Genomic DNA, 22,066 nt, shown 5'->3' on the forward strand with positions numbered 1-22,066 from the left:
CCCACACTCACTGTAGGAGCGAGCTTGCTCGCGAAGAACGTCAACGATAACGCAGGTATCCTGGATAAAAGCGATGCCTGTGCGTTTTTCGCGAGCAAGCTCGCTCCTACAGTGAAACGTCTAAAACAGCGCACCTTTTGCGGCTTTTTCCAACAACAACGTCGGCGGCGAGAAGCGCTCCCCGTACTCCTCGGCGAGGTAGCGGGCGCGGGCGATGAAGTCGTTCAGCCCGTACTGGTTGATAAACTGCAACGCGCCGCCACTCCAAGCGGCAAAACCGATGCCGAAGATTGAACCGACGTTGGCATCCGCCGTGGACATCAACACGCCCTCCTCCACACAGCGCACGGTTTCGATGGCTTGGATAAACAGCAAGCGGTCACGCACATCCTGGGGGGAGATTTGCTTGCCGGGCTGTTCGAACCGGTTTTTCAGCTCAGGCCACAGGTGCTTCTGGCCGCCAGCGGGATAGTCGTAAAAACCACCGCCGGCCGCCTTGCCCGTGCGCTTGTATTCGTTCACCAACAGATCAATCACCGCCGTCGCCGGATGGTTCGGCATAGCCTTGCCTTCGGCCTGCAGGTCCTTGGCCGTTTGCTGTCGGATATGGCTCATCAGGCTGAGGGACACTTCATCGGACACCGCCAGCGGCCCCACTGGCATGCCGGCCTTGCGCGCTTCGGTCTCGATCATCGGCGCCGCCACGCCTTCGCCGAGCATGGCGATGCCTTCGTTGGTAAAGGTGCCGAATACCCGCGAGGTAAAGAAACCGCGACTGTCGTTGACCACAATCGGGGTTTTCTTGATTTGGAGTACGAAGTCAAAACCTCGGGCCAGGGTTTCGTCGCTGGTGCGCGCCCCCTTGATGATTTCCACCAAGGGCATCTTGTCCACGGGGCTGAAGAAGTGCAGGCCGATGAACCTGGCTTGATCAGGCACCGCCGTGGCCAGGCCGCTGATGGGCAAGGTGGAGGTGTTGGAGGCGATCACCGCGTCGGCCCCCACCACGCTTTGCGCTGCGGCCGAGACCTTGGCCTTGAGTGCGCGGTCTTCGAATACGGCCTCGATGATCAGGTCGCAGCCGGCCAGGTCGGCGTCATCCTGAGTAGGATGAATGCGCGCCAGGGTGGTTTCGCGCTGTTCGGCGGTCAATTGCCCACGGCTGACTTTCTTGTCCAGCAATGCGGCCGAATGGGCTTTGCCTTTTTCAGCGGCGGCCAGGGTGATGTCTTTGAGCACCACCTCGATCCCCGCACAGGCACTGACATAGGCGATGCCCGCGCCCATCATCCCGGCGCCGAGCACGCCGACTTTGCGCGTTACATAAGGCGCAAAACCCTGCGGTCGCGAGCTGCCGGCGTTGATTTGGTTGAGCTGGAACCAGAAGGTGCCGATCATGTTCTTCGCCACTTGCCCGGTCACCAGTTCGGTGAAGTAACGGGTTTCGATCAGGTGCGCGGTGTCGAAGTCCACTTGGGCGCCCTCGACCGCTGCACACAGGATTTTCTCCGGCGCGGGGAAGCAGCCCTGGGTCTTGCTACGCAAAATCGACGGCGCAATGGCGAGCATCTGTGCGACTTTAGGGTGGGATGGCGTGCCGCCGGGAATCGCGTAGCCCTTGGTGTCCCAGGGTTGCCTGGCCTGCGGATTAGCCAGAATCCAGGCACGGGCCTGGGCCAGCAATACCTCGCGATCCGCCGCCAACTCATCAATCAAACCCGCTTGCAGGGCCTGTGCGGGCCGCACCTTTTTGCCTTCGAGCAAATACGGCAAGGCTTTTTCCAGGCCAAGCATGCGCACCATGCGCACCACGCCACCGCCCCCGGGCAACAGGCCAAGGGTGACTTCCGGCAAACCCAGTTGCACGGACTTGTCGTCCAGCGCGACCCGGTGATGGCAGGCCAGGCAAATCTCCCAACCACCTCCCAGGGCCGCGCCATTGATCGCGGCGACCACCGGTTTGCCGAGGGTTTCCAGGCGGCGCAATTGCGCTTTCAATACCAAGACACTGTCGTAGAACGACTTGGCGTGGGCTTTATCGACCTTGATCAGCTCATTGAGGTCACCCCCGGCAAAAAAGGTTTTCTTGGCCGAGGTGATCACCACCCCGGCGATCTCGTCCTTTTCCGCTTCCAGGCGCGCGAGGGTGGCCGCCATGGCTTCACGGTAGGCGGCGTTCATGGTGTTGGCGCTCTGGCCGGGCATGTCCAGGGTCAGTACCACGATCTGGTCCTGGCCTTTTTCGTAACGAATGGCATCGGTCATGACAAATTCCTTAGGCTCAGAGGCGTTCGATAATGGTGGCGATCCCCATGCCACCGCCGACACACAAGGTGGCCAGGCCGTAGCGTTGCTGGCGCACCTCGAGCTCGTCGAGCAAGGTGCCGAGAATCGCGCAGCCGGTGGCGCCCAAGGGATGGCCCATGGCGATGGAGCCGCCGTTGACATTGACCCGTGCGGTGTCGATGCCCATGTCCTTGATGAACTTGAGCACGACCGAAGCAAAGGCTTCGTTGACTTCGAACAGGTCGATGTCTTCAACCCGCAGGCCGGCTTTGGCCAGTGCTTTGCGAGTGGCCGGCGCGGGGCCGGTGAGCATGATGGTCGGGTCGGTGCTGGTCACCGCCGTGGCGACAATACGCGCCCGCGGTTGCAGGCCCAGTTCACGGCCTTTGGCCTCGGAACCGATCAGCATCAGCGCGGCGCCATCCACAATGCCGGAACTGTTGCCCGGCGTGTGCACATGGTGGATGCGCTCCACGTGGCTATAGACCCGCAACGCGGTGGCGTCGAAGCCCATCTGGCCCATCATTTCGAAGCTCGGCTTGAGCTTGCCCAAGCCCTCGAGGGTTGAGTCGCCGCGGATAAATTCGTCATGGTCCAGCAGCACAATGCCGTTCTGGTCGTGCACCGCGATCAGCGACTTATTGAAGGAACGGTCTGCCCGCGCCCTGGCGGCTTTCTGCTGGGACTGTAGGGCAAAGGTGTCGACATCCTGGCGTGTGAAGCCTTCCAGGGTGGCGATCAGGTCGGCGCCAATGCCTTGGGGCGTGAAGTGGCTGTGCATATTGGTTTGCGGGTCGAGCACCCAGGCGCCGCCATCGCTGCCCATGGGCACGCGGGACATGGACTCGACGCCGCCAACAACCACCAGGTCTTCGAAGCCGGAACGCACCTTCATCGCCCCCAGGTTCACCGCCTCCAGGCCCGACGCGCAGAAGCGATTGACCTGTACACCGGCAACACTGACATCCCAGTCGGCCACCAGCGCGGCGGTCTTGGCGATATCGGCGCCCTGGTCGCCCACGGGGGTGACGCAGCCAAGGACGATGTCATCCACTTGGCGGGTGTCGAGGTCGCTGCGCTGCGCCAGCGCCGTGAGCAAGCCGGCCACCAGGTTTACAGGCTTGACGCTGTGCAGGGCACCGTCGGCCTTGCCTTTACCCCGGGGCGTGCGTATCGCATCAAAGATCAAAGCTTGGGTCATGACATCCTCGAACCGCTATGGGTGTGTGCCCCTACCTTAGGCCCGATTGACACGGTTTCAATGACGGATGCGCTCATTGCTTTTGACCCCCTCGCTCGGACGAACGGTAGGTACCTACGGGAAATGCCTGATTAATCGTTTTAGCCGTCTAGCCCTAGGGCTGGCGCCAAGATGGCAATAAGCCTCATGCCGTTTTTAGCGCAAATACTTCTTAGCTGATATGAAATGAGTCTAAGCCAGAAAGAACGGGCGCTCTAAGGTTGAATCTGTAAGACGCTGCTGCCGGGTTTTGCTGGAGCAGCTGTAAGAAAAGTGCAACGTCACCTCGCGATACTGACTTCAACGGCACGCATTTGACGCTCAGGAATAACAACAAAAGAAAAGGCAGTCAGCCATGTTCAAACAATCGAAAGTACGTCAGGCGGGACTTATCCTGTTCGCCACCACCTTGATTCTGATCTTGCCCAATTTAACCAAGGTTATTGGGTGACACTTCCAGCTTCCGTGCACACATCGCACCAGGCCTGCAGCTTTTGGCAGCACCTGCCAGGACATTGCGCTTAGCGCTCCTGTTGCAGGGGCTGTCTTTTTACCTGCCGTTTTCCGTTATCGTGTGCGCCCTCACTCTCTCGCAACGGGCCTGTGCCTTGAAACCGATCCTCGCCCTTTTTGCCCTGCTGCTGAGCCTGCCTGCGGCGGCGGCACAGTTGACCATCGAGTTGGACCACACCCACAAAACCTGGGAGACCGCCGAGCTGCTCAAGCATCCCGACGCTCAGACGGTGCAGATCGTTGATGATGTGTCCTACAAGCGCAACATGACCTATCGTGCGGTGCCCCTCGCGGTGCTCTTGCCGGGCCTTAAATCTGCGAACCACCTGCAAGCCGTTGCCCTTGATGGTTTTGCCGCCGAACTTGCCGCCGCGCCGTTGCTGGAAAAAAACGGCGCCCGCGCCTGGCTGGCCGTGGAAGACCCGGCCCATCCATGGCCACCACTGGCACAGGGCAAGCCCAGCGCCGGACCGTTCTATCTGGTCTGGACCAACCCTCAAGCCGGACGTATCAGCCCGGAACAGTGGCCGTTCCAGGTCTCCAGGTTCAAACAGTTGCAGACGGTTGGCGAGCGTTTCCCGGCGTTATTGCCCGACCCTAAGCTGGCGGCGAACGACCCGATCAACCAGGGCTTTGCGTTGTTCCAGAAGAACTGCCTGGCGTGCCATCGCCTCAATGGCGGCGGTGATGCCCAGATGGGGCCGGACTTGAATGTGCCCTACAACCCCACCGAGTATTTCAGCGGCGATTTTCTCAAGCGTTACATCCGCGACCCGCAAAGCCTGAGGCATTGGCCACAGGCGAAGATGCCGGCGTTTACAGCCAGTGTATTGCCAGACAATGAGTTGGACTTGCTGGTGGGGTATCTGCGGCATATGGCGGGCCGCAAGCTGTAGGGGCGAGCTTGCTCGCGAAAAGCCTGAGAGCACCGTCGAGCGTTCCCACGCTCTGCGTGGGAACGCCTCTTGTGATGCTCTGCGTCACGCTATGGGACGCGGAGCGTCCTGGGCTGCATTCCCACGCAGAGCGTGGGAACGATCAAGCAAGCTTGCTCCGACAGTTATCGGTCATTGCTGCGGCGCCACGAATACCTTGGCGTGCATCTGCTCATGCCCACCGCCACGGCGCATGCCCCGGACCGGGCAGGCGTCGAGGTAGTCCAGGCCGACGGCCAGCTTCAAGTGCCGCTCCGGCCGCGCCAGTTGGTTGGTCACGTCAAAGCTGTACCAGGCGTCATCCAGCCAGGCTTCGGCCCAGGCATGGCTGGCCAGGTGCGTGCTGTCTTCGGTATACAGATACCCGGACACATACCGCGCAGGGATCCCCAGGCTGCGTGCGCAGGCCAGGAACGCATGGGTGTGGTCCTGGCACACCCCTGCTGCACCTGCAAAGGCCTGGGCGGCGCAGGTATCGACGTCGGTCGCACCGGGGGCGTAGACCATGGTGTGGTTGAGCGCGTGCATCAAGTCGATAAGCGCCGTGCGGTCGCGACGCTGATGGCAGTGTTGCCCGGCAAACCCGCGCAGGGCGTCGTCGGGCTCGGTGAGGCGCGTGGAGCGCAGGAACGGAAAGGCAGACTGACTTTCGTGTTCGGCCTCGCGCAATTCATCGATCTCCACCACGCCCCGGGCGCCAATGATGATGGCGTCATGGGGCTCGTCCAGCGTAAGCACATGCAGGATGTTGCCGAACGGGTCCACCTGCGCCCGCACGGGGCGTGGAAGGTCGAGTTGCCAGCTCAGCACGTGCTGGCGCTCGCTGTCATGAGGGGTCAGGCGCAGGTACTGGATGCTGGCGCGCACCTGGTCTTCGTAGTGGTAGGTAGTGTCGTGGCTGATGGAGAGTCTCATGCCGCCTCCAGGTAGGAACTGTAGATGGCGTCGCCCAACTGGCGGACCAAGGGGATAAAGTCGGTCAGCCAGGCATGCAGGCCTTCCTCGAGGATTTCGTCGATGGCCGTAAAGCGCAGGCGCGCATCCATCTCGGCGGCCAGGCGCTGGGCCGGGCGACCATTGAGGCCTGGCAGGCTCGCGAGGATCTGGTCGATCTCTTCGCTGCAAGCACGCAGCGAACGCGGCACATCCGCGCGTAAGAGCAGCAGTTCGGCCACTTGCCGAGCGCCCGGCGCATCGCGATAAATCTCGGTGTACGCCTCGAACGACGACAGAGCGCGCAGCAACGCACTCCATTGGTAATACGCGTGAGCCGTACCATCGCTGACCGCCGCCGCCTGTTCGCCGGCCATTTCGTAGCGGGCATCCAGCAGGCGCAGGGTGTTATCGGCACGCTCAATAAAAGTGCCCAGGCGGATAAAGCGGAAGGCATCGTTGCGCATGATGGTGCCGTACGTGGCGCCCCGAAACAGATGGGAACGCTCCTTGACCCACTCACAAAACCGGCTCATGCCGTAATGGCTGAGCCCCTGCTGGGCGATATCGCGAATGTCCAGCCAGGTGGCGTTGATGTTTTCCCACATGTCGGCGGTGATCCGCCCACGTACCGCATGGGCGCTGGCCCGCGCCGCACCCAGACAGCTGTAGATGCTCGCCGGGTTGGCCGCGTCCAAGGCAAAAAAGTGCAGCAAGCGTTCAGCGTGCAATGGGCCATGGCGCTCGTGGTAATCGTCCAGAGTGCCGGTGATCAACAGCGGCATGGCCAATTCGTGCAGGCCATCGCCGCGCCCGTCCTGGGGCATCAGCGACAGCGAATAGCTGACATCGAGCATGCGTGCGAGGTTTTCGGCACGCTCCAGGTAACGTGACATCCAGTACAAATCCGAGGCAGTTCTACTCAACATGGCATCAGTCCTCGACCACCCAGGTGTCTTTGGTTCCGCCGCCCTGGGACGAGTTGACCACCAGCGAGCCTTCGCGCAGCGCCACACGGGTCAGGCCACCCGGCACCACGCGGGTGTCCTTGCCGGACAACACGAAGGGGCGCAGGTCGATATGGCGCGGGGCGATGCCGTTTTCGACAAAGGTCGGGCAGGTGGACAAGCACAGGGTCGGCTGCGCGATATAGGCGTGTGGCTTGGCCTTGATACGCGCCCGGAACGCTTCGATTTCTGCGGTCGTAGACGCCGGGCCAACCAGCATGCCGTAACCACCGGAGCCCTGGGTTTCCTTGACCACCAGGTCGGGCAGGTTGGCCAGCACGTGGGACAACTCGTCAGGCTTACGGCATTGAAAAGTCGGAACGTTCTGCAGGATCGGCTCTTCATCGAGGTAGAAGCGGATCATCTCGGTGACGAACGGGTAAACCGATTTGTCGTCCGCGACTCCGGTGCCAATGGCGTTGGCCAGCACCACATTGCCGCACCGGTAGGCGGCGAGCAGGCCGGGTACACCGAGCATCGAGTCGGGGTTGAATGCCAAGGGATCTAGAAATGCATCATCGAGGCGACGGTAGATCACATCGACAGCCTTGGGCCCATCGGTGGTGCGCATGAACACACGGTCATCGCGCACGAACAAATCCGCGCCTTCCACCAACTCCACACCCATTTCCCGAGCCAGGAAGGCATGTTCGAAGAACGCGCTATTGAAACGCCCGGGCGTCAGTACCACCACACTGGGGTTATCCAGGGGGCTGGCGCTTTTGAGGGTGTCGAGCAGCAGGTTGGGGTAATGGTCGATGGGCGCGATGCGCTGGGCCGCGAACAACTCGGGGAACAGACGCATCATCATCTTGCGGTCTTCGAGCATGTAGCTGACACCGCTGGGCGTGCGCAGGTTGTCTTCGAGCACGTAGTACGTGCCGTCGCCATCGCGTACGAGGTCCACCCCGGAGATGTGCGAATAGATATCGCGGTGCAAGTCCAGGCCCCGCATTGCCAGTTGGTATTGCTCGTTGGCCAATACCTGCTCGGCGGGGATGATGCCGGCCTTGATGATGCGTTGGTCGTGGTACAGGTCGGTGAGGAACAGGTTCAGCGCCTTGACCCGCTGGATGCAACCGCGTTCGACAACCCGCCATTCACTCGCCGGAATGCTGCGGGGGATGGTATCGAAGGGGATCAGGCGCTCGGTGCCTTGTTCGTCCCCGTAGAGGGTGAAGGTGATGCCGGCGCGGTGGAACAGCAAATCGGCTTCACGCCTGCGCTGGGCCAGCAGTTCGGCAGGGGTGTCGGCCAACCAACGGGCGAACTCGCGATAATGGGGGCGAACCTGCCCTGCCCCATCGTACATTTCATCGTAATAAGTGCGGATCATGCCGTACTCCTTGTCACCCGGACGCAAGAACCTTCGCAAGGCCCGTGCCAGCGGCATAAACACTTGATAATCAAACAGTTGCATAATCCGAGGGGATTTGCCGCACCGTCCTGGTGCGCGCAATTGCCTGGGCCACGCCGTACGCTCCGTTGCAATGCGGTGTTTGGCTATCAACAGCATAGTCAGAGTTGATTTCACTGCCCGCCTGCACATGCGGATAATCGCCCACATCGGTTGAACAGGACGTGTCCTACAGCCAAACCCTTTGCACATTCAGTAACGTATTGACTCGTGTACTGATGACTCCTCGGTCTTCCCTTTCCGCCACCCCATCCGGGTGGCTTTTTTTTGCGCCTGAAACGGCAGTTTCCGTTGCGACGGTAGCCCAAACAAAATCGGCCGACCCAAAGGTCAGCCGACACGCTGTGCTGCTCATAAATACCAACTACATGGGTAACCCACGCACCTCCTGCTTGACGCCCCATCCTTCGATGATCCCTCCCAGGGGCTCGACCACCGCTTCAAAGTCTTGCTCGAAGTCTCCTATGCCGTCGTAGGTTGCGAACATGATTTTGCTCAGTTCCAGGTACCAGGCGCCATCGTCGCGCGCGCTGACCTGGGCGTTGAGGGACTCCCCACGAAATCGACCCGCAGCCCTGCGCGCCCGTTCCTCATCCGGGAAAATGGCGTAGAACTCGATGGGGTGAAAGCGCGAGAAATCAAAGCCGCCTTCTTTCATGCGGCGCAGTACGTTGGTGCTGATGTCTTCTTGATAGGCTGTGCTCATGAAACGTCCTCCTCACACCGATGGATAGACTTTCCGTGCTTCCTGAAGCCCCGCGCCCTGCTGGCGCGGGCACCACGGCATAACAACACCGCAGGAAAACAAGCATGTAGCTGACAAGACCAGACCTTAGCGATTCATTCGCTGATCTCGATTGCAGAGTAGCGTGAAGCTGTCACCGCCACCAGAGGCGCTCGTGTGGCGCGTGAAAAATGTTTAGACGGAGGGAGAAATATCGAGAATCTGGATACTGTTCTGGTCTTTGAGAATCTTGACCGTCGGCTCGGGTTTACGGCCTTCCAGGTCATTGAGATCGAGTTTGGCAGCAATCGGCACCAGCTTCGCACGAATCATATGCGCAGCATCTTCGAGGCTGGGCTTTTGTTCGCAGGTGAACTGCTGCACGGACGTTTCACCGTGATCATCAACGAAGGTAATTTGCCACGTTTGCATCGATGCCTCCTCGATAAAACCCATAGGTGGGCTTACAAGTATCTGGACCTTGGCGGCGCGCAAAACGTTCCGCTCAAGCCCGGAGGCACCGGATCAACTGCACTTATTTTTCAGCGTGTTCTTTCAAGGCTTTCAAGGTGTTGAACGGCGCGTCCACCACAAACTTGTTGGCCAGCCACGAAGGTACGCTGCCACCTGGCTCGGTGTGTACCTGGTAGGTGACTTCGGTCTGGTTATCGCCCTTTGGCACCAGTTTCCAGAAACCCTCCACCTGGGCGACCCGCACGTAGCCTTTTGCTTCGGGCTTGTAGGTCGGCACACCTTCCAGTTTGCGCGTGACGGTACCGTCAGCGGCTTTGGTGGTGGTGACGTGGATGTAAGAATCGCGGTCCGTCACGGGGAATGGGGCCTTGAACTGGGTGTAGGTCCAGGCCTCGTCGCCTTTCTTGTCGACGAGTTTCTGGGATTTGCATTCATGGATCCAGGCGCAAGCACCGACCACATCTTCCTGCAGCGCCTGGACCTTGGCCAAAGGCGCCTTGATCACGGTCACGCCGCGATAGGCCTTGTACTTGGAACCGGCAATCTCGCTCAGGGACACCTTGATACCGTCTTCGTCCTTGGCGACTTGCCAATCCTCAGCCTGGGCAGTGGCCGCAAACAACAGCGTAAAACCGCACAGCACAGCCACTCGTTTCAGCGAACCCATCGTTGTATTCCTTATTGTTGAAGTTCCGATTGTAAAGCCCATCAAGCCGCCGTCATCTGCTCCCACCAGCCGATCAGCCGGATGGCATCGGCCTGGTCGTTGCCGCACACCTCAATATCGGCATGGAAATCACTGCACACGGCGGGCCGCTGCGGTTGACCGAACAACTGGCACAATTGTTCCACCGACAGGTGCACGCAACGAACGCCAGCGGGTTTGCCCTGGGGCATTCCGGGTAGTGGCGAACTGATGGAGGGGGCAATGCAGCAGGCGCCACAGCCTTCACGGCATTTCATGACCAGCAGGTCCTCGACGACTCAATAGGGATGGCCGGGCTAGAGTACGCCCTTAAACAGCCGTTTTAAAATGCCCCAACAGGAGTTTTTCGCACAAAACAAAAGTGACCGACCAGTCTGCGACAGATGGTCGGCAACCTGGGTCACCTGTGCTCAGAAAGTTTATTGCTTGAATTCGAAATCCAGCGCAGCGCCTTCAACATCACGGCGCTCTTCGTTACGCAGTTGCAGCTTCATCTCATTGCTGAGCAAGCGGCCGTTGATCTGGAACGCACTGTTGTCGGTGGGCTTTTCACCAAACATCGGCGGCAATAGAGGCACGCTCTTGGGCTTGGGCATGGTGCCGATGGGTTGCAAGTGCCTGACCATGTCCGAAGGCAGGGACAGGTCCAACTGTGCCGGTGGCAGTTTGGTCTGGGCGACCTCATGGGCCGACTTGGACTTGCTCGCCACGGGTGCACGCTTTTTGGTCGAAGCGGCTTTCTTTTGCGCGGCAGGGGATTTTTTCGCAGGCGTTGGCTGCTTGGCTGAGGTCTTTTGCTCGGCACCGACAACAGGCTTGCCTTCAGCCACCGGTGCTGCAGCCAGCACGCTACCGGCATTGCACAGGCTCAGCAGACCAAGCATCAACGTAACGCGAAAAATAGAAGTCATATCGCCAACAGCATTAACGGCAGAAGGCCATATGCTCGCTTGTTGTGCGCGGCATGACAAGGGCACAGATCAGTCTTGTCCCCTTTGCTCGCCTCAAAAACCCGCTGCGGCCTCTTGGCACAGCTGGCTGGCAAGCATTCCCAGGGTCATCAACGCCCTCTCCGCCTCGCGGTTCCACGGCGTGCCGCAATTGAGGCGAATACAGTGGTTGAACTGTTCGGTATTACTGAAAATCAGCCCTGGCGCAATGCTGATGCCTTGTTGCAGGGCACGCACATGCAGTTCCTGAGTATTGACCCGCCCCGGCAAACTGACCCACAGGATAAAGCCGCCGGTCGGGCGGGTCATCTGGGTGCCCTCGGGGAAATACTGCTGCACCGCCAATTGGAAGGCGCTGAGGTTCTTGCGGTATTCCTGGCGGATGTAGCGCAAATGACGGTCGTAGCCACCGTTTTCCAGATAGGCCGCGACGCCCATCTGGGTGACGCTGCATGCCGAATGCGTGCTGAACATCTGCAGGCGCTGGATTTCCTGCTGGTATTTACCGGCAATCATCCAGCCAATGCGCACGCCCGGCGACAAGGTCTTGGAAAAGCTTGAGCAATAGATCACCCGGTCGAGGCGGTCGTAGGCCTTGAGAGCTTTGGTGCGGCCGAGTTCGAACATCAACTCGCCGTAAATATCATCTTCGACGATCTGGATATCAAAGTCCGACGCCAGGCGCAGCAACTGTTTCTGCCGCTCCTCTGGCATGGTGCCGCCCAGCGGGTTACTCAAGCGCGTGGTCAGCACCAGCGCCTTGATCGACCATTGGTTGGCGGCCAGTTGCAGGGCTTCCAGGCTCATGCCCGTGGCAGGGTCACTGGGGATCTCGATCACCTTGAGGCCCAGCAGATCAGCCAATTGCAGCAAGCCGTAATAGGTCGGCGACTCAGCCGCGATCAGGTCGCCAGGGCGCGTCAGCACGCGCAGCGACATTTGCAAGGCATCGACACAGCCGTGGGTGATCACCACTTCGGAAGGGTCCACTACCACCCCGGCATCGCGCATGCGGATCGCCACCTGGCGCCGCAGGGGTTCAAAGCCAGGGCTGAACATGTAGCTGAAGGCTCGTGGGCTCTGGAAACGCGTGACCTTGGCCAATTGCTGATGCAATGCCCGCACCGGCAGGTAGTCGACACTCGGCACCGCCGCGCCCAAGGGAAACACCCCTTCACGGCGCGACTCGACCAGCACCTGCTGGATGATACTGCTACGGGTGACCAACCCTGGGCGCTCGACCCGTGCGATATCAGGCGTAGGCGCCGTGAGTGCTGGCGTCTGGTGCACGTAGTAGCCCGACTGCGGCCGCGCCCGAATCAGCCCCTGGTCTTCCAGGTTGGCGTAGGCCTGCAGCACCGTGGCATGGCTCACATTGAGCTGGGAACTCATCTTGCGTACCGACGGCACGCGCTCCCCCGGTTGGTAGACACCGCGGCGGATGTCCTCAGCCAGTTGCTGGGCAATACGTTGGTAAAGCAACAGATTGGTCATGACGCAGCACTCGATTTCACGGGCATTTTATTTTTGTGTGAAACATACATACCGGCACAGTTTAGAAGTGTACGGGGACAGTTGCCACAATAGTCGAGCGTGGGCGGGAGTGACAGTAAAAACTGCCGGGGGAGCTGGGGTGGGCATCGCCGAAATGAAATGTGGGAGCGGGCTTGCTCGCGAAGGCGGTGTGTCAGTCAGCACATCCAGTACTGAGCCACCGCATTCGCGAGCAAGCCCGCTCCCACAATTTGGATCTGCGTCAGCTATTAGCGCGCTGCGCCCAATTGGCCCTTCTCGTCAGAGAACACAATTTCCACCCGACGATTCTGTGCACGACCACGCTCGGAGGCATTGGCTTCCACCGGGTATTGGTCGCCATACCCCTCGACCTCAATGCGTTTGTCATCGATACCCAGGTCCATCAACAGGTCGGCCACCGATTGAGCCCGGTCGCAGGACAGTTTCAGGTTTTCCTGCTCGCCACCGGTGTTGTCGGTGTAGCCCTCGACGCGCACCCGACGCTTGGGGTTCAATTGCAGGAATTGCACGATCTTGAGCACCGTGCGGTTGGCCGAGTTCTGCAGCTCCGCTTCGCCGGTGTCAAACAGTACGTCGCCCAGGGTCATCACCAGGCCACGGTCGGTCTGGGTAGTGAGGCTGGCGATTTGCGCTTCAACCCACTTGCCCTGCTGTTGCACGCTGGCCAGCTTGTTCTCGCGCAAGGCCAGTTGCAGGCGCTGACGTTCCAACTCCAGTTGGGTGCCGCGCTCGGCATTCAGGCCCTGCTGGGTGTGCTCTCGGGCGATGGCGCTGTAGCGCTGGCTCAGGTAGGCGTAATGCACCACATCGGAGCCGCTGCCCCAGTAGCTGGACAGGCGATCGGCGCGGGCCAAGGACTCTCCGGCGCGGATCACGTCCTTGGGCGCGAAGCGCAGCACGTTGGCGTCTTCCTTGACCTTTTGAAAGTCATCGCCGGCCTGCTGCAACGCCTGCTCACTCGTGGGTTGGCTCGCACAGCCGCCCAAGGCCACGCTGCCCAGCAGCAGTACACAGCTCAGGCCACGGATCATCGGGCTCATTGTGCTTCTCCCAACTGCAGCTGCTTACGCAGGCGAGTGATACGGGTATTGAGCACGTTCAATTGTTCCTGGCTCTTGCCGGTCAGCACTTTGGCTTCGGCCAGGCGTGCGTCCAGCTCAGCCTGCTCGGCGCGCATCCGCGCTCGCTTGTAGGATTGGTCGGCCATGTTGCCCTTGGCCCGGGCGAATTTTTCTTCGGCCAGCTTCAGTTCGGGGGATTCATCGGTGTTGGCCCCGACCGCGGTGGCTTGTTCCAAGGCTTGCTGGGTCAGGCGCATTTGTTCGATCGGCGCAGGATCGGTTGCGCATCCCGCCAGCGCGACAACGGCAAGGGCCGCGAAAAGAGCTCGAAAAATCACTGTAAATCCCTACTTTGTTGGGGTGCCGACAGGTTGTTGCAGTTGCGCTTTCCAACGCTCCAGATTGCGCTGCAGCGCGGCTTGAGCGGCACCGGAGGCGGGCAATTCTGTCATCTTTTTCGTCAGCTGTCCGCGAAGCCAAGGATCATTGCAGGCCGAGTTGTGGGAAATCGCCAGGTACAGGCCAGGCTGATCGACAGGCACTTCATGGGCCACCAGGTCATTACTCATGCCCAGGGTCTGGGCCATGGCCATGCCGGAATAGCGCCCAGCCAGCACGTAGTCCACCTCACCGAGCAACAGTTTCTGGAAAGCCGGCGTCAAATTGGGCAGGCGTTGCAGGTTGAGTTGCTGGCTGGCGAAGGTTTCGAACTCCGCGCTCAAGCGCGCACGCTCCGAGACTGCACCTTTGTGGCCGTGCAAATCGGCGGCGGTGGAATAGACCACGGCCGAATCCTTGCGCGTCCATACCAGGTAGTCGGTCTGCATCAGCGCCGGATGGATGTAGTCGAAGTGGTCCAGTTCACCCAGGTTCAGCGGTGCGTCGGCGAGAATGTCCATGCGCCCGCTGCGTGCTTCATCAAGGGCCAGGGAGCGTTTGCCGCCGTAGAGCAGGTCGATTTTCAGCCCGAGCTCCTTGCCCACTTGTTGCAGCACGTCAGCGGTCGCGCCGATCAGGTGCGTAGGGTCCTGAGGGTCGCGCCAGAGTAAAGGCGGTGCGTCCGGGCTGCCGGTGATCACCAGGCGCTCGCACTTGCCGGCGGCGAGCGTCAGGCTCGGCAGCAGCGTAAGGGCCAGCAGTAAGGCCCAGGGGCGCAGTTCCATGGCAAGACTCTCCCGATCAGTAAAAAAAAACCCGGTCATAAGACCGGGCTCTTTATAAGTGAAGCGGCTGGATTAGACCAGCTTCTCCAATTCAGGTACGGCTTCGAACAAGTCCGCCACCAGGCCATAATCGGCAACCTGGAAGATCGGAGCTTCTTCGTCCTTGTTGATCGCAACGATCACTTTGGAGTCTTTCATACCGGCCAAGTGCTGGATCGCGCCGGAGATACCGACGGCGATGTACAGCTGTGGCGCAACGATCTTGCCGGTCTGGCCGACCTGCATGTCGTTGGGTACGAAACCTGCGTCAACGGCTGCGCGGGAAGCGCCGACCGCAGCGCCCAGCTTGTCGGCCAGGGCGTACAGGTGTTTGAAGTTGTCACCGTTCTGCATGCCACGCCCGCCCGAAACGACGATCTTGGCAGCGGTCAGTTCAGGACGGTCCGACTTGGCCAGCTCTTCGCCGACGAAGCTGGAAGTGCCAGCGTCGTGGGCAGCGGAGACAGCTTCAACGGCAGCCGAGCCACCTTCGGCGGCAACCGGGTCGAAACCGGTGGCACGCACGGTGATGACCTTGACCGAAGCATTGGACTGCACGGTGGCGATGGCGTTACCGGCGTAGATCGGGCGCTTGAAGGTATCGGCGCTTTCTACCGAGATGATCTCGGAGATCTGGTCAACGTCCAGCTGGGCGGCAACGCGTGGCAGGATGTTTTTGCCGTTGGAGGTAGCGGCGGCCAGGATGTGGCTGTAGCCAGCGCCAAGCTCGGCGACCAGCGGTGCAACGTTTTCCGGCAGCTGATGCGCATAAGCGGCATTGTCAGCGTTCAGGATTTTGCTCACGCCTGCGATTTTTGCAGCCGCTTCAGCCACGGCGCCAGCGCCCTGACCAGCAACCAGCACGTGGATATCCCCACCGATTTTAGCGGCAGCGGCCACGGTGTTCAGGGTGGCCGGGGCCAGTACCTTGTTGTCGTGTTCAGCGATTACCAAGATAGTCATGATTAGATTACCTTCGCTTCGTTTTTCAGTTTCTCGACCAGTTCAGCCACCGACTTGACCTTGATGCCCGCGCTGCGTGCAGCCGGCGCTTCGACTTTGACGGTCTTGTTGGTAGAGGCGGTGGAAACGCCCAAAGCGTCCGGAGTCAGCGTTTCCAGAGGCTTCTTCTTGGCTTTCATGATGTTTGGCAGGGACGCATAACGCGGCTCGTTCAAACGCAGGTCGGTGGTGACGATAGCCGGCAGTTTCAGGGAAACCGTTTGGGCGCCGCCGTCGATTTCACGGGTGACCGCAACGCTGTCGCCGCTCACTTCGACTTTCGAAGCGAAGGTGCCCTGGCCGTAACCGGTCAGTGCAGCCAACATCTGGCCAGTCTGGTTGTTGTCGCTGTCGATGGCTTGTTTGCCCAGGATCACCAGTTGTGGCTGCTCCTTGTCGACAACGGCCTTGAGCAGCTTGGCAACGGCCAGTGAGGTCAGCTCTTCAGCGGACTCCACCAGAATGGCGCGGTCGGCGCCCAGGGCCAAAGCGGTACGCAACTGCTCTTGGGCAGTGGTCGGCCCGATGGACACCACGACGATTTCCGTCGCCACGCCTTTCTCTTTCAGGCGTACGGCTTCTTCCACAGCGATTTCGCAGAAAGGGTTCATCGACATCTTGACGTTAGCAAGGTCGACGCCGGAATTGTCCGCCTTGACGCGAACTTTCACGTTGTAATCGACAACGCGTTTGACAGCTACAAGAACCTTCATGGATTCCTCGTTACTCTCCGGTGAAAAGAAAGTCGCCTAGGCGAACCTGGCGGTTGATGCTCATCGGCACACAAGGGCACCTCCAAAGACCTCGGCAGTGGCCTTGCACACGGGAAATGACGACCGTTCGTCAGTGGTGACTGAGAGGTCATTCTTTATCGCGGCGTGTAAACTGCGCTCCAACGTTTGGGTGCGCATCACCTTTATTGCCTTCAGCCTGTCTTTGGACGTGCTCTTGAAACCTGCAGTCTGCCTACGGGAAGCGCAAAACCGACCGTATCTTGACCGGAACGCCTATTCTGGTCAATACGACAAAATGGTCAGTCATAAGCCCCGTTGCTTTGATTTATCTAGGCTGCAGGCAATTCAAACAAACGTTTGTATTGGACGCTGTCAGTGGTCTATATATAATGCGCCACCTAGAGAGACAGGTGGGTGCTGCCTTCGCGCAGAACCACACCGAACCTCCACCCATTAGAAAAAAAAGCCTGTTGAGCCTTGAGTAGGAGATAGCCTGTGGAACGCGAATACATGGAATTCGACGTGGTCATCGTCGGCGCTGGCCCGGCTGGCCTGTCTGCCGCCTGCCGACTGAAGCAGAAGGCCGCCGAAGCCGGTAAGGAAATCAGCGTCTGCGTGGTCGAGAAAGGCTCCGAAGTCGGCGCCCATATCCTCTCCGGTGCCGTGTTTGAACCACGTGCCCTGAACGAGCTGTTCCCGGACTGGAAAGCACTCGGCGCCCCGCTCAACACGCCCGTGGTGCGCGATGACATCTATGTACTGCGCAGCCCGGAAGCCTCCACCAAGGTGCCCGACTTCTTTGTGCCCAAGACCATGCACAACGAAGGCAACTACATCATTTCCCTGGGCAACCTGTGCCGCTGGCTGGCCCAGCAGGCCGAGAACCTCGGCGTGGAAATCTACCCAGGCTTCGCCGCCCAGGAAGCGCTGTTCGACGAGAACGGCGTGGTACGCGGCATCATCACCGGCGACCTCGGCGTCGACCGTGAAGGCAAGCCAAAAGACGGCCTGTACACCCCGGGCATGGAGCTGCGTGGCAAGTACACGCTGTTCGCCGAAGGTTGCCGTGGCCACATCGGCAAGCAACTGATCCAGCGCTTCAACCTGGACAGCGACGCCGACGCCCAGCACTACGGCATTGGCCTGAAGGAAATCTGGGAAATCGACCCAGCCAAGCACCAGCCGGGCCTGGTGGTGCACACCGCCGGTTGGCCGCTGGACATCATGGGTAAAGAGAACACCGGTGGCTCGTTCCTTTATCACCTGGAAAACAATCAAGTCGTGGTCGGCCTGATCGTCGACCTGTCCTACAGCAATACCTTCCTGTCGCCGTTCGATGAATTCCAGCGCCTCAAGCACCACCCGGTGCTGGCCCAGTACCTGGAAGGCGGCAAGCGGGTCAGCTACGGCGCCCGCGCGATTTGCAAAGGTGGCCTGAATTCGCTGCCGAAGATGGTCTTCAAGGGCGGCGCGCTGATCGGTTGCGATCTGGGCACCCTGAACTTCGCCAAGATCAAAGGCAGTCACACCGCGATGAAGTCCGGCATGCTCGCCGCCGACGCCGTGGCCGACCGCCTGTTTGCCGAATCCGAGGGCGGTGATGAGCTGACCACATATGTCGACAGCTTCAAAGCCAGCTGGCTGTATGAAGAACTGTTCGCCAGCCGTAATTTCGGCCCGGCCGTGCACAAGTTCGGCGCAATCATCGGCGGCGGTTTCAACTGGCTCGACCAGAACATTTTCGGCGGCAAGATCCCTTTCACCCTGCACGACACCAAACCGGACTACGCCTGCCTGAAGCTGGCCAAAGACAGCCAGAAGATCGACTACCCCAAACCCGACGGCAAGCTAAGCTTCGACAAACTGAGCTCGGTGTTCATCTCCGGCACCAACCATGAAGAAGAGCAGCCGTGCCACTTGAAGCTCAAAGACCCAAGCATCCCGATCGGCACCAACCTGCCGCTCTACGATGAACCGGCGCAGCGCTACTGCCCGGCTGGCGTGTATGAAGTGGTGACCAAGGAAGACGGCGAGAAACGCTTCCAGATCAACGCCCAGAACTGCGTGCACTGCAAGACCTGTGACATCAAGGACCCTTCGCAGAACATCACCTGGGTGACGCCGGAAGGCGCGGGCGGGCCGACTTACCCGAATATGTAAGTCGTTCGCTTAACCAGAAAAGGCTCCCGAAATGGGTAATGCCAGTCAGTTAAGACAGAATCGGTAACTGTGGCGAGGGAGCTTGCTCCCGCTGGGGCGCGAAGCGGCCCCCAAAATGGGACTGCTACGCAGTCCAGCGGGAGCAAGCTCCCTCGCCACAAGTCACTGGTTGTCTGCTCTAGCTCTTAACTGACTGGCATTACCCGAAATGGGAGCCTTTTTTGTGGGCGACATCGATCAATATGTGGGAGCTGGCTTGCCTGCGATGGCGGTCTTCAGGTGCCAAATGTATAGCTGACCCACCGTTATCGCAGGCAAGCCAGCTCCCACAATAACCTCGTGGTGTCAGGCGGCCCGCTCTTCCCCCGGGTTGCGCAGGAAATAGCGCTTGTACTCCCGACTGAACTGCGACGTGCTCTGGTACCCCACCTTGTGCGCCGCCTGCGCCACGCTCATGCCTTCCACCAGCAGCAACTGCTGGGCCTTCAATAGCCGCAGGCGCTTGAGGTACTGCACCGGCGATAACAAGGTGCAGCGTTTGAAATGCTCATGAAAGGTCGACGCACTCATGTGCGCATACCCGGCCAACGTCTCGATATTCAGCGGCTCGGCGTAATGGGCATGCAGGTGATTCAATGAGGTGGCGATGCGCGAAAACTGCCCCTGTTGTTCCACCAGCGCACGCAGCACATCGGCCTGAGGACCACGCAAGGCGGTGAACAACAATTCGCGCACCCGCGCAGGCCCCATGATCCGGCTTTCCAGCGGATCGTGCAGGCACTGCAACAACCGCTCGACGCAGCCGCGCATCGTATCGTCCAGCACCACCGAACTCATCGACTCCAAAGTCTGCGCGGTCGGCGGCGGCCCGGCCTGCATACCCATCGCGATCACCAACTCGCCCAATACCACCCGATCGATGCCCACCGTCACGCCATACAACGGCGCCTCGGGGGCCATGGCAAAGGTCTCGCATTCGAACGGCACCGGCATCGCCTGGATCAGGTAATGCCCGGCGCCATACTCCAACGTGCGCGGGCCGAGGTAGGCGACCTTGCTGCCCTGGGCCACGAACATCAGGCTTGGCTCATAGATCTGCGGCCCACGCGCCACATCGCAACTGGCGCGCAGCACCTGCACGCCGGGCAGGTGAGTCGGGGAAAAACCGTCGCGGGGCGTGAGCCCTTCGATCAAGGCAACCAGCGTGGCATTGGCGTCCAAATGGCGGGTCAACAGCATGGCAAAAAACTTCGCGAATGAGGGATGACAGCATCATCGCAGGTCTGGCGGCCAATATATCCAAACCTCAGGCACTGCCGGACGAATAGGCATGAGACTCGGAGCAATTGCCATGTTCGCGCCCCCAGGCCGGCGCGCAGAATTTGCCGCCTCTGCAGTCCAAGCTTTTGTGAGGTTTACTATGTACACCGCCATCGGTTACGCCGCCCAGTCGGCCACCACGCCCCTCGCCCCGATGTCATTTGAACGCCGCAGCCCGCGCGTCGATGACGTGGCCATCGAGATCCTCTACTGCGGCGTGTGCCACTCCGATATCCACCAGGCGCGCAACGAATGGGGCATCGCCGTGTACCCGCTGATGCCGGGCCACGAGATTGTCGGCAAAGTCACCGCGGTCGGCGCCAACGTCACTGCGCATAAAGTCGGTGACCTGGTGGGCGTAGGCTGCATGGTCGACTCGTGCCGTCACTGCGAAGCCTGCCAATCAGACCTTGAGCAATACTGCCTCGAAGGCCCGACCATGACCTATGCCACGCCGGACCGCGTGGATGGCAGCAACACCATGGGTGGCTACTCCGACAGCATCGTGGTCAGTGAACACTTTGTGGTGAAGATCCCGGCCAAGCTCGACCTGGCCAGCGCTGCGCCGATCCTGTGCGCAGGCATCACCACCTACTCGCCCCTCAAGCACTACGGCGTGAAAGCCGGCGATAAAGTCGGGATCCTCGGCATGGGTGGCCTGGGCCACATGGGCATCAAGTTCGCCAAAGCCATGGGCGCCGAAGTCACGTTGTTCACGCGCTCGGCCAGCAAGGCCGAGGAAGGCCGTCGCCAGGGCGCCGACCATGTGATCGTGTCCACGGATGCCGAGCAGATGAAAGCCGCTGCGGGGCACTTCGATTTCCTGCTGGACACCATCCCGGTGCAGCACGACCTGAACCCCTACCTCGATGTGCTGCGCTTTGACGGCGTGCATATCCTGGTCGGCCTGATCGAGCCGGTGGACCCACCCGTCAACGCTGCCAAGCTGGTGCTGGGTCGTAAAGTCTTGGCCGGCTCGCTGATCGGCGGCATTGCCGAAACCCAGGAAGTCCTGGATTTCTGCGCCGAGCATGGCATTACCTGCGACATCGAGATGCTCGACATTCGCCAGATCAACGAAGCTTATGCGCGCATGATTGCCGGTGATGTGAAGTACCGCTTTGTCATCGACATGGCGAGCCTGAAAGCCTGATCAGGCCTTGGCGCCCAACTCCGCTGACAGCCGGGCTGCGACCTGTTTGATCACAGGGATCAGTTCGGCCATTTTCTCCAGCGGCATGTAGGGCACCGTACTGGCAATGCTGATGCCGGCGACAATGCGCCCGCTGGCATCGCGCACCGGTGCGGCCACGCAGCGGATCGAAGGCTCGTTGTCTTCGAGGTCAAACGCGTAGCCACCCTCGACATACTCATGCATGCGCTGTTCGAACTGCGCCCAGGATTGCTCCGGGTGCTGCGGCCATTGCAGGCTCTTGCCCACCGCCGGCAAGCTCGCCTCATACAAGCGCTGCCACTCCTGCGGCGAATCATCCAGCATCAACGCCTTGCCGATACCGGTGCGCGCCAGCGGCATGCGATGGCCGACCCGCGAGCGCATTTCCGGCCCATTGCGGCCGGGGTTCTTGTGCAGGTAAAGCACCTCGTCGTACTCACGAATCGCCAGGTGAATGGTATCGCCGGTCAGCGCCGACAACTCATCCAGGTAGGGCACCGCCAGGTTCACCAAGGGCAACTCTTCACGGGCCTGGAACCCCAACTCGATCAGCTTGGGCCCCAGCAGATAACCGACCTGGGGCACCACGCGCAGGTAACGCTCGTCCACCAGGCAACTGGCCAGGCGGTGCGTTGTGCTGCGGGTGGTGCCGATGCGCCGGGCGATCTCCTTGAGATCCCGCGCACCAGCCG

The 22,066-nt window shown here is 60.4% G+C and carries 21 protein-coding genes; 3 read left to right on the top strand and 18 right to left on the bottom strand.

The annotated features are described in order from the left end of the window. Positions 1-120: 120 nt before the first annotated feature. Positions 121-2,265, bottom strand: coding sequence for a 3-hydroxyacyl-CoA dehydrogenase NAD-binding domain-containing protein (locus GIW79_RS23840; protein WP_236453087.1), 2,145 nt, complete (start codon positions 2,263-2,265; stop codon positions 121-123). Between the two features lie 16 nt (positions 2,266-2,281). Then, complete coding sequence (locus tag GIW79_RS23845) at positions 2,282-3,487, bottom strand: acetyl-CoA C-acetyltransferase (protein WP_054897210.1); 1,206 nt, start codon at positions 3,485-3,487, stop codon at positions 2,282-2,284. Positions 3,488-4,134: 647 nt separating this feature from the next. Here GIW79_RS23845 and GIW79_RS23850 point away from each other — a divergent pair. After that, entirely contained in the window at positions 4,135-4,935 is an 801-nt protein-coding gene (locus GIW79_RS23850) for a c-type cytochrome (protein WP_034127040.1), read from the top strand. A 171-nt stretch (positions 4,936-5,106) separates the two neighbouring features. Here GIW79_RS23850 and GIW79_RS23855 read toward each other — a convergent pair whose 3' ends face one another. The 14 genes from GIW79_RS23855 to GIW79_RS23920 form a co-directional block, all read right to left on the bottom strand. Next, a complete protein-coding gene (locus GIW79_RS23855; protein WP_054897211.1) occupies positions 5,107-5,889 on the bottom strand; it encodes a transglutaminase family protein in 783 nt (260 codons plus the stop codon). Further along, a complete protein-coding gene (locus GIW79_RS23860) occupies positions 5,886-6,836 on the bottom strand; it encodes an alpha-E domain-containing protein (RefSeq protein WP_034126756.1) in 951 nt (316 codons plus the stop codon). Before GIW79_RS23860 ends, GIW79_RS23855 begins: the two co-directional genes overlap by 4 nt. 4 nt (positions 6,837-6,840) lie before the next feature. After that, complete coding sequence (locus GIW79_RS23865) at positions 6,841-8,250, bottom strand: circularly permuted type 2 ATP-grasp protein (RefSeq protein WP_054897219.1); 1,410 nt, start codon at positions 8,248-8,250, stop codon at positions 6,841-6,843. Positions 8,251-8,695: 445 nt separating this feature from the next. Then, a complete protein-coding gene (locus tag GIW79_RS23870; protein WP_003193463.1) occupies positions 8,696-9,037 on the bottom strand; it encodes a ribonuclease E inhibitor RraB in 342 nt (113 codons plus the stop codon). Positions 9,038-9,250: 213 nt separating this feature from the next. After that, the gene (locus GIW79_RS23875; RefSeq protein ID WP_054897212.1) at positions 9,251-9,487 is read right to left on the bottom strand and encodes a hypothetical protein; all 237 of its coding nucleotides are present in this window, start codon (positions 9,485-9,487) and stop codon (positions 9,251-9,253) included. A gap of 103 nt (positions 9,488-9,590) precedes the next feature. Continuing rightward, positions 9,591-10,196 (bottom strand): START domain-containing protein, encoded by a 606-nt coding sequence (locus tag GIW79_RS23880; protein WP_034126754.1) that lies wholly within the window; start codon positions 10,194-10,196, stop codon positions 9,591-9,593. 41 nt (positions 10,197-10,237) lie between these two features. After that, positions 10,238-10,492, bottom strand: a complete 255-nt coding sequence (locus GIW79_RS23885; RefSeq protein WP_197883257.1) for a YkgJ family cysteine cluster protein — start codon at positions 10,490-10,492, stop codon at positions 10,238-10,240. 162 nt (positions 10,493-10,654) lie between these two features. Beyond that, on the bottom strand, positions 10,655-11,146 hold the full coding sequence (locus tag GIW79_RS23890; RefSeq protein ID WP_034126752.1) for a hypothetical protein: 492 nt from the start codon (positions 11,144-11,146) through the stop codon (positions 10,655-10,657). 93 nt (positions 11,147-11,239) lie between these two features. Beyond that, complete coding sequence (locus tag GIW79_RS23895) at positions 11,240-12,679, bottom strand: aminotransferase-like domain-containing protein (protein WP_003193472.1); 1,440 nt, start codon at positions 12,677-12,679, stop codon at positions 11,240-11,242. A gap of 269 nt (positions 12,680-12,948) precedes the next feature. Then, a complete protein-coding gene (locus GIW79_RS23900; RefSeq protein WP_057976366.1) occupies positions 12,949-13,761 on the bottom strand; it encodes an OmpA family protein in 813 nt (270 codons plus the stop codon). Beyond that, on the bottom strand, positions 13,758-14,120 hold the full coding sequence (locus GIW79_RS23905; RefSeq protein ID WP_003193475.1) for a DUF4398 domain-containing protein: 363 nt from the start codon (positions 14,118-14,120) through the stop codon (positions 13,758-13,760). The genes GIW79_RS23900 and GIW79_RS23905 overlap by 4 nt, the downstream gene beginning before the upstream one ends. A 9-nt stretch (positions 14,121-14,129) precedes the next feature. Then, positions 14,130-14,945 (bottom strand): substrate-binding periplasmic protein, encoded by an 816-nt coding sequence (locus GIW79_RS23910; RefSeq protein WP_054897214.1) that lies wholly within the window; start codon positions 14,943-14,945, stop codon positions 14,130-14,132. A gap of 72 nt (positions 14,946-15,017) precedes the next feature. Further along, positions 15,018-15,947 (bottom strand): electron transfer flavoprotein subunit alpha/FixB family protein, encoded by a 930-nt coding sequence (locus GIW79_RS23915; protein ID WP_054897215.1) that lies wholly within the window; start codon positions 15,945-15,947, stop codon positions 15,018-15,020. A gap of 2 nt (positions 15,948-15,949) precedes the next feature. Further along, a complete protein-coding gene (locus GIW79_RS23920) occupies positions 15,950-16,699 on the bottom strand; it encodes an electron transfer flavoprotein subunit beta/FixA family protein (protein WP_014719538.1) in 750 nt (249 codons plus the stop codon). 516 nt (positions 16,700-17,215) lie between these two features. Between GIW79_RS23920 and GIW79_RS23925 the strand changes: the two genes are divergently transcribed. Next, positions 17,216-18,880 carry an electron transfer flavoprotein-ubiquinone oxidoreductase gene (locus tag GIW79_RS23925; protein WP_034126749.1) on the top strand — a complete coding sequence of 555 codons (1,665 nt, stop codon included), beginning with the start codon at positions 17,216-17,218 and terminating at the stop codon, positions 18,878-18,880. Between the two features lie 345 nt (positions 18,881-19,225). Here the strand turns inward: GIW79_RS23925 and GIW79_RS23930 are convergent, their stop codons facing one another. Further along, positions 19,226-20,119, bottom strand: a complete 894-nt coding sequence (locus tag GIW79_RS23930) for an AraC family transcriptional regulator (protein ID WP_054922615.1) — start codon at positions 20,117-20,119, stop codon at positions 19,226-19,228. A 181-nt stretch (positions 20,120-20,300) separates the two neighbouring features. Here GIW79_RS23930 and GIW79_RS23935 point away from each other — a divergent pair, with 181 nt between their 5' ends. Beyond that, positions 20,301-21,353, top strand: coding sequence for an NAD(P)-dependent alcohol dehydrogenase (locus GIW79_RS23935; RefSeq protein ID WP_054897943.1), 1,053 nt, complete (start codon positions 20,301-20,303; stop codon positions 21,351-21,353). On the opposite strand, the gene GIW79_RS23940 is transcribed toward GIW79_RS23935, so the two are convergent. Next, a partial coding sequence (locus tag GIW79_RS23940; RefSeq protein ID WP_236477421.1) for an IclR family transcriptional regulator occupies positions 21,354-22,066 on the bottom strand: 713 nt, incomplete at its 5' end.

This window comes from Pseudomonas sp. PA-7-1E, from assembly GCF_021605325.1.
GTDB lineage: Bacteria > Pseudomonadota > Gammaproteobacteria > Pseudomonadales > Pseudomonadaceae > Aquipseudomonas > Aquipseudomonas fluorescens_BV.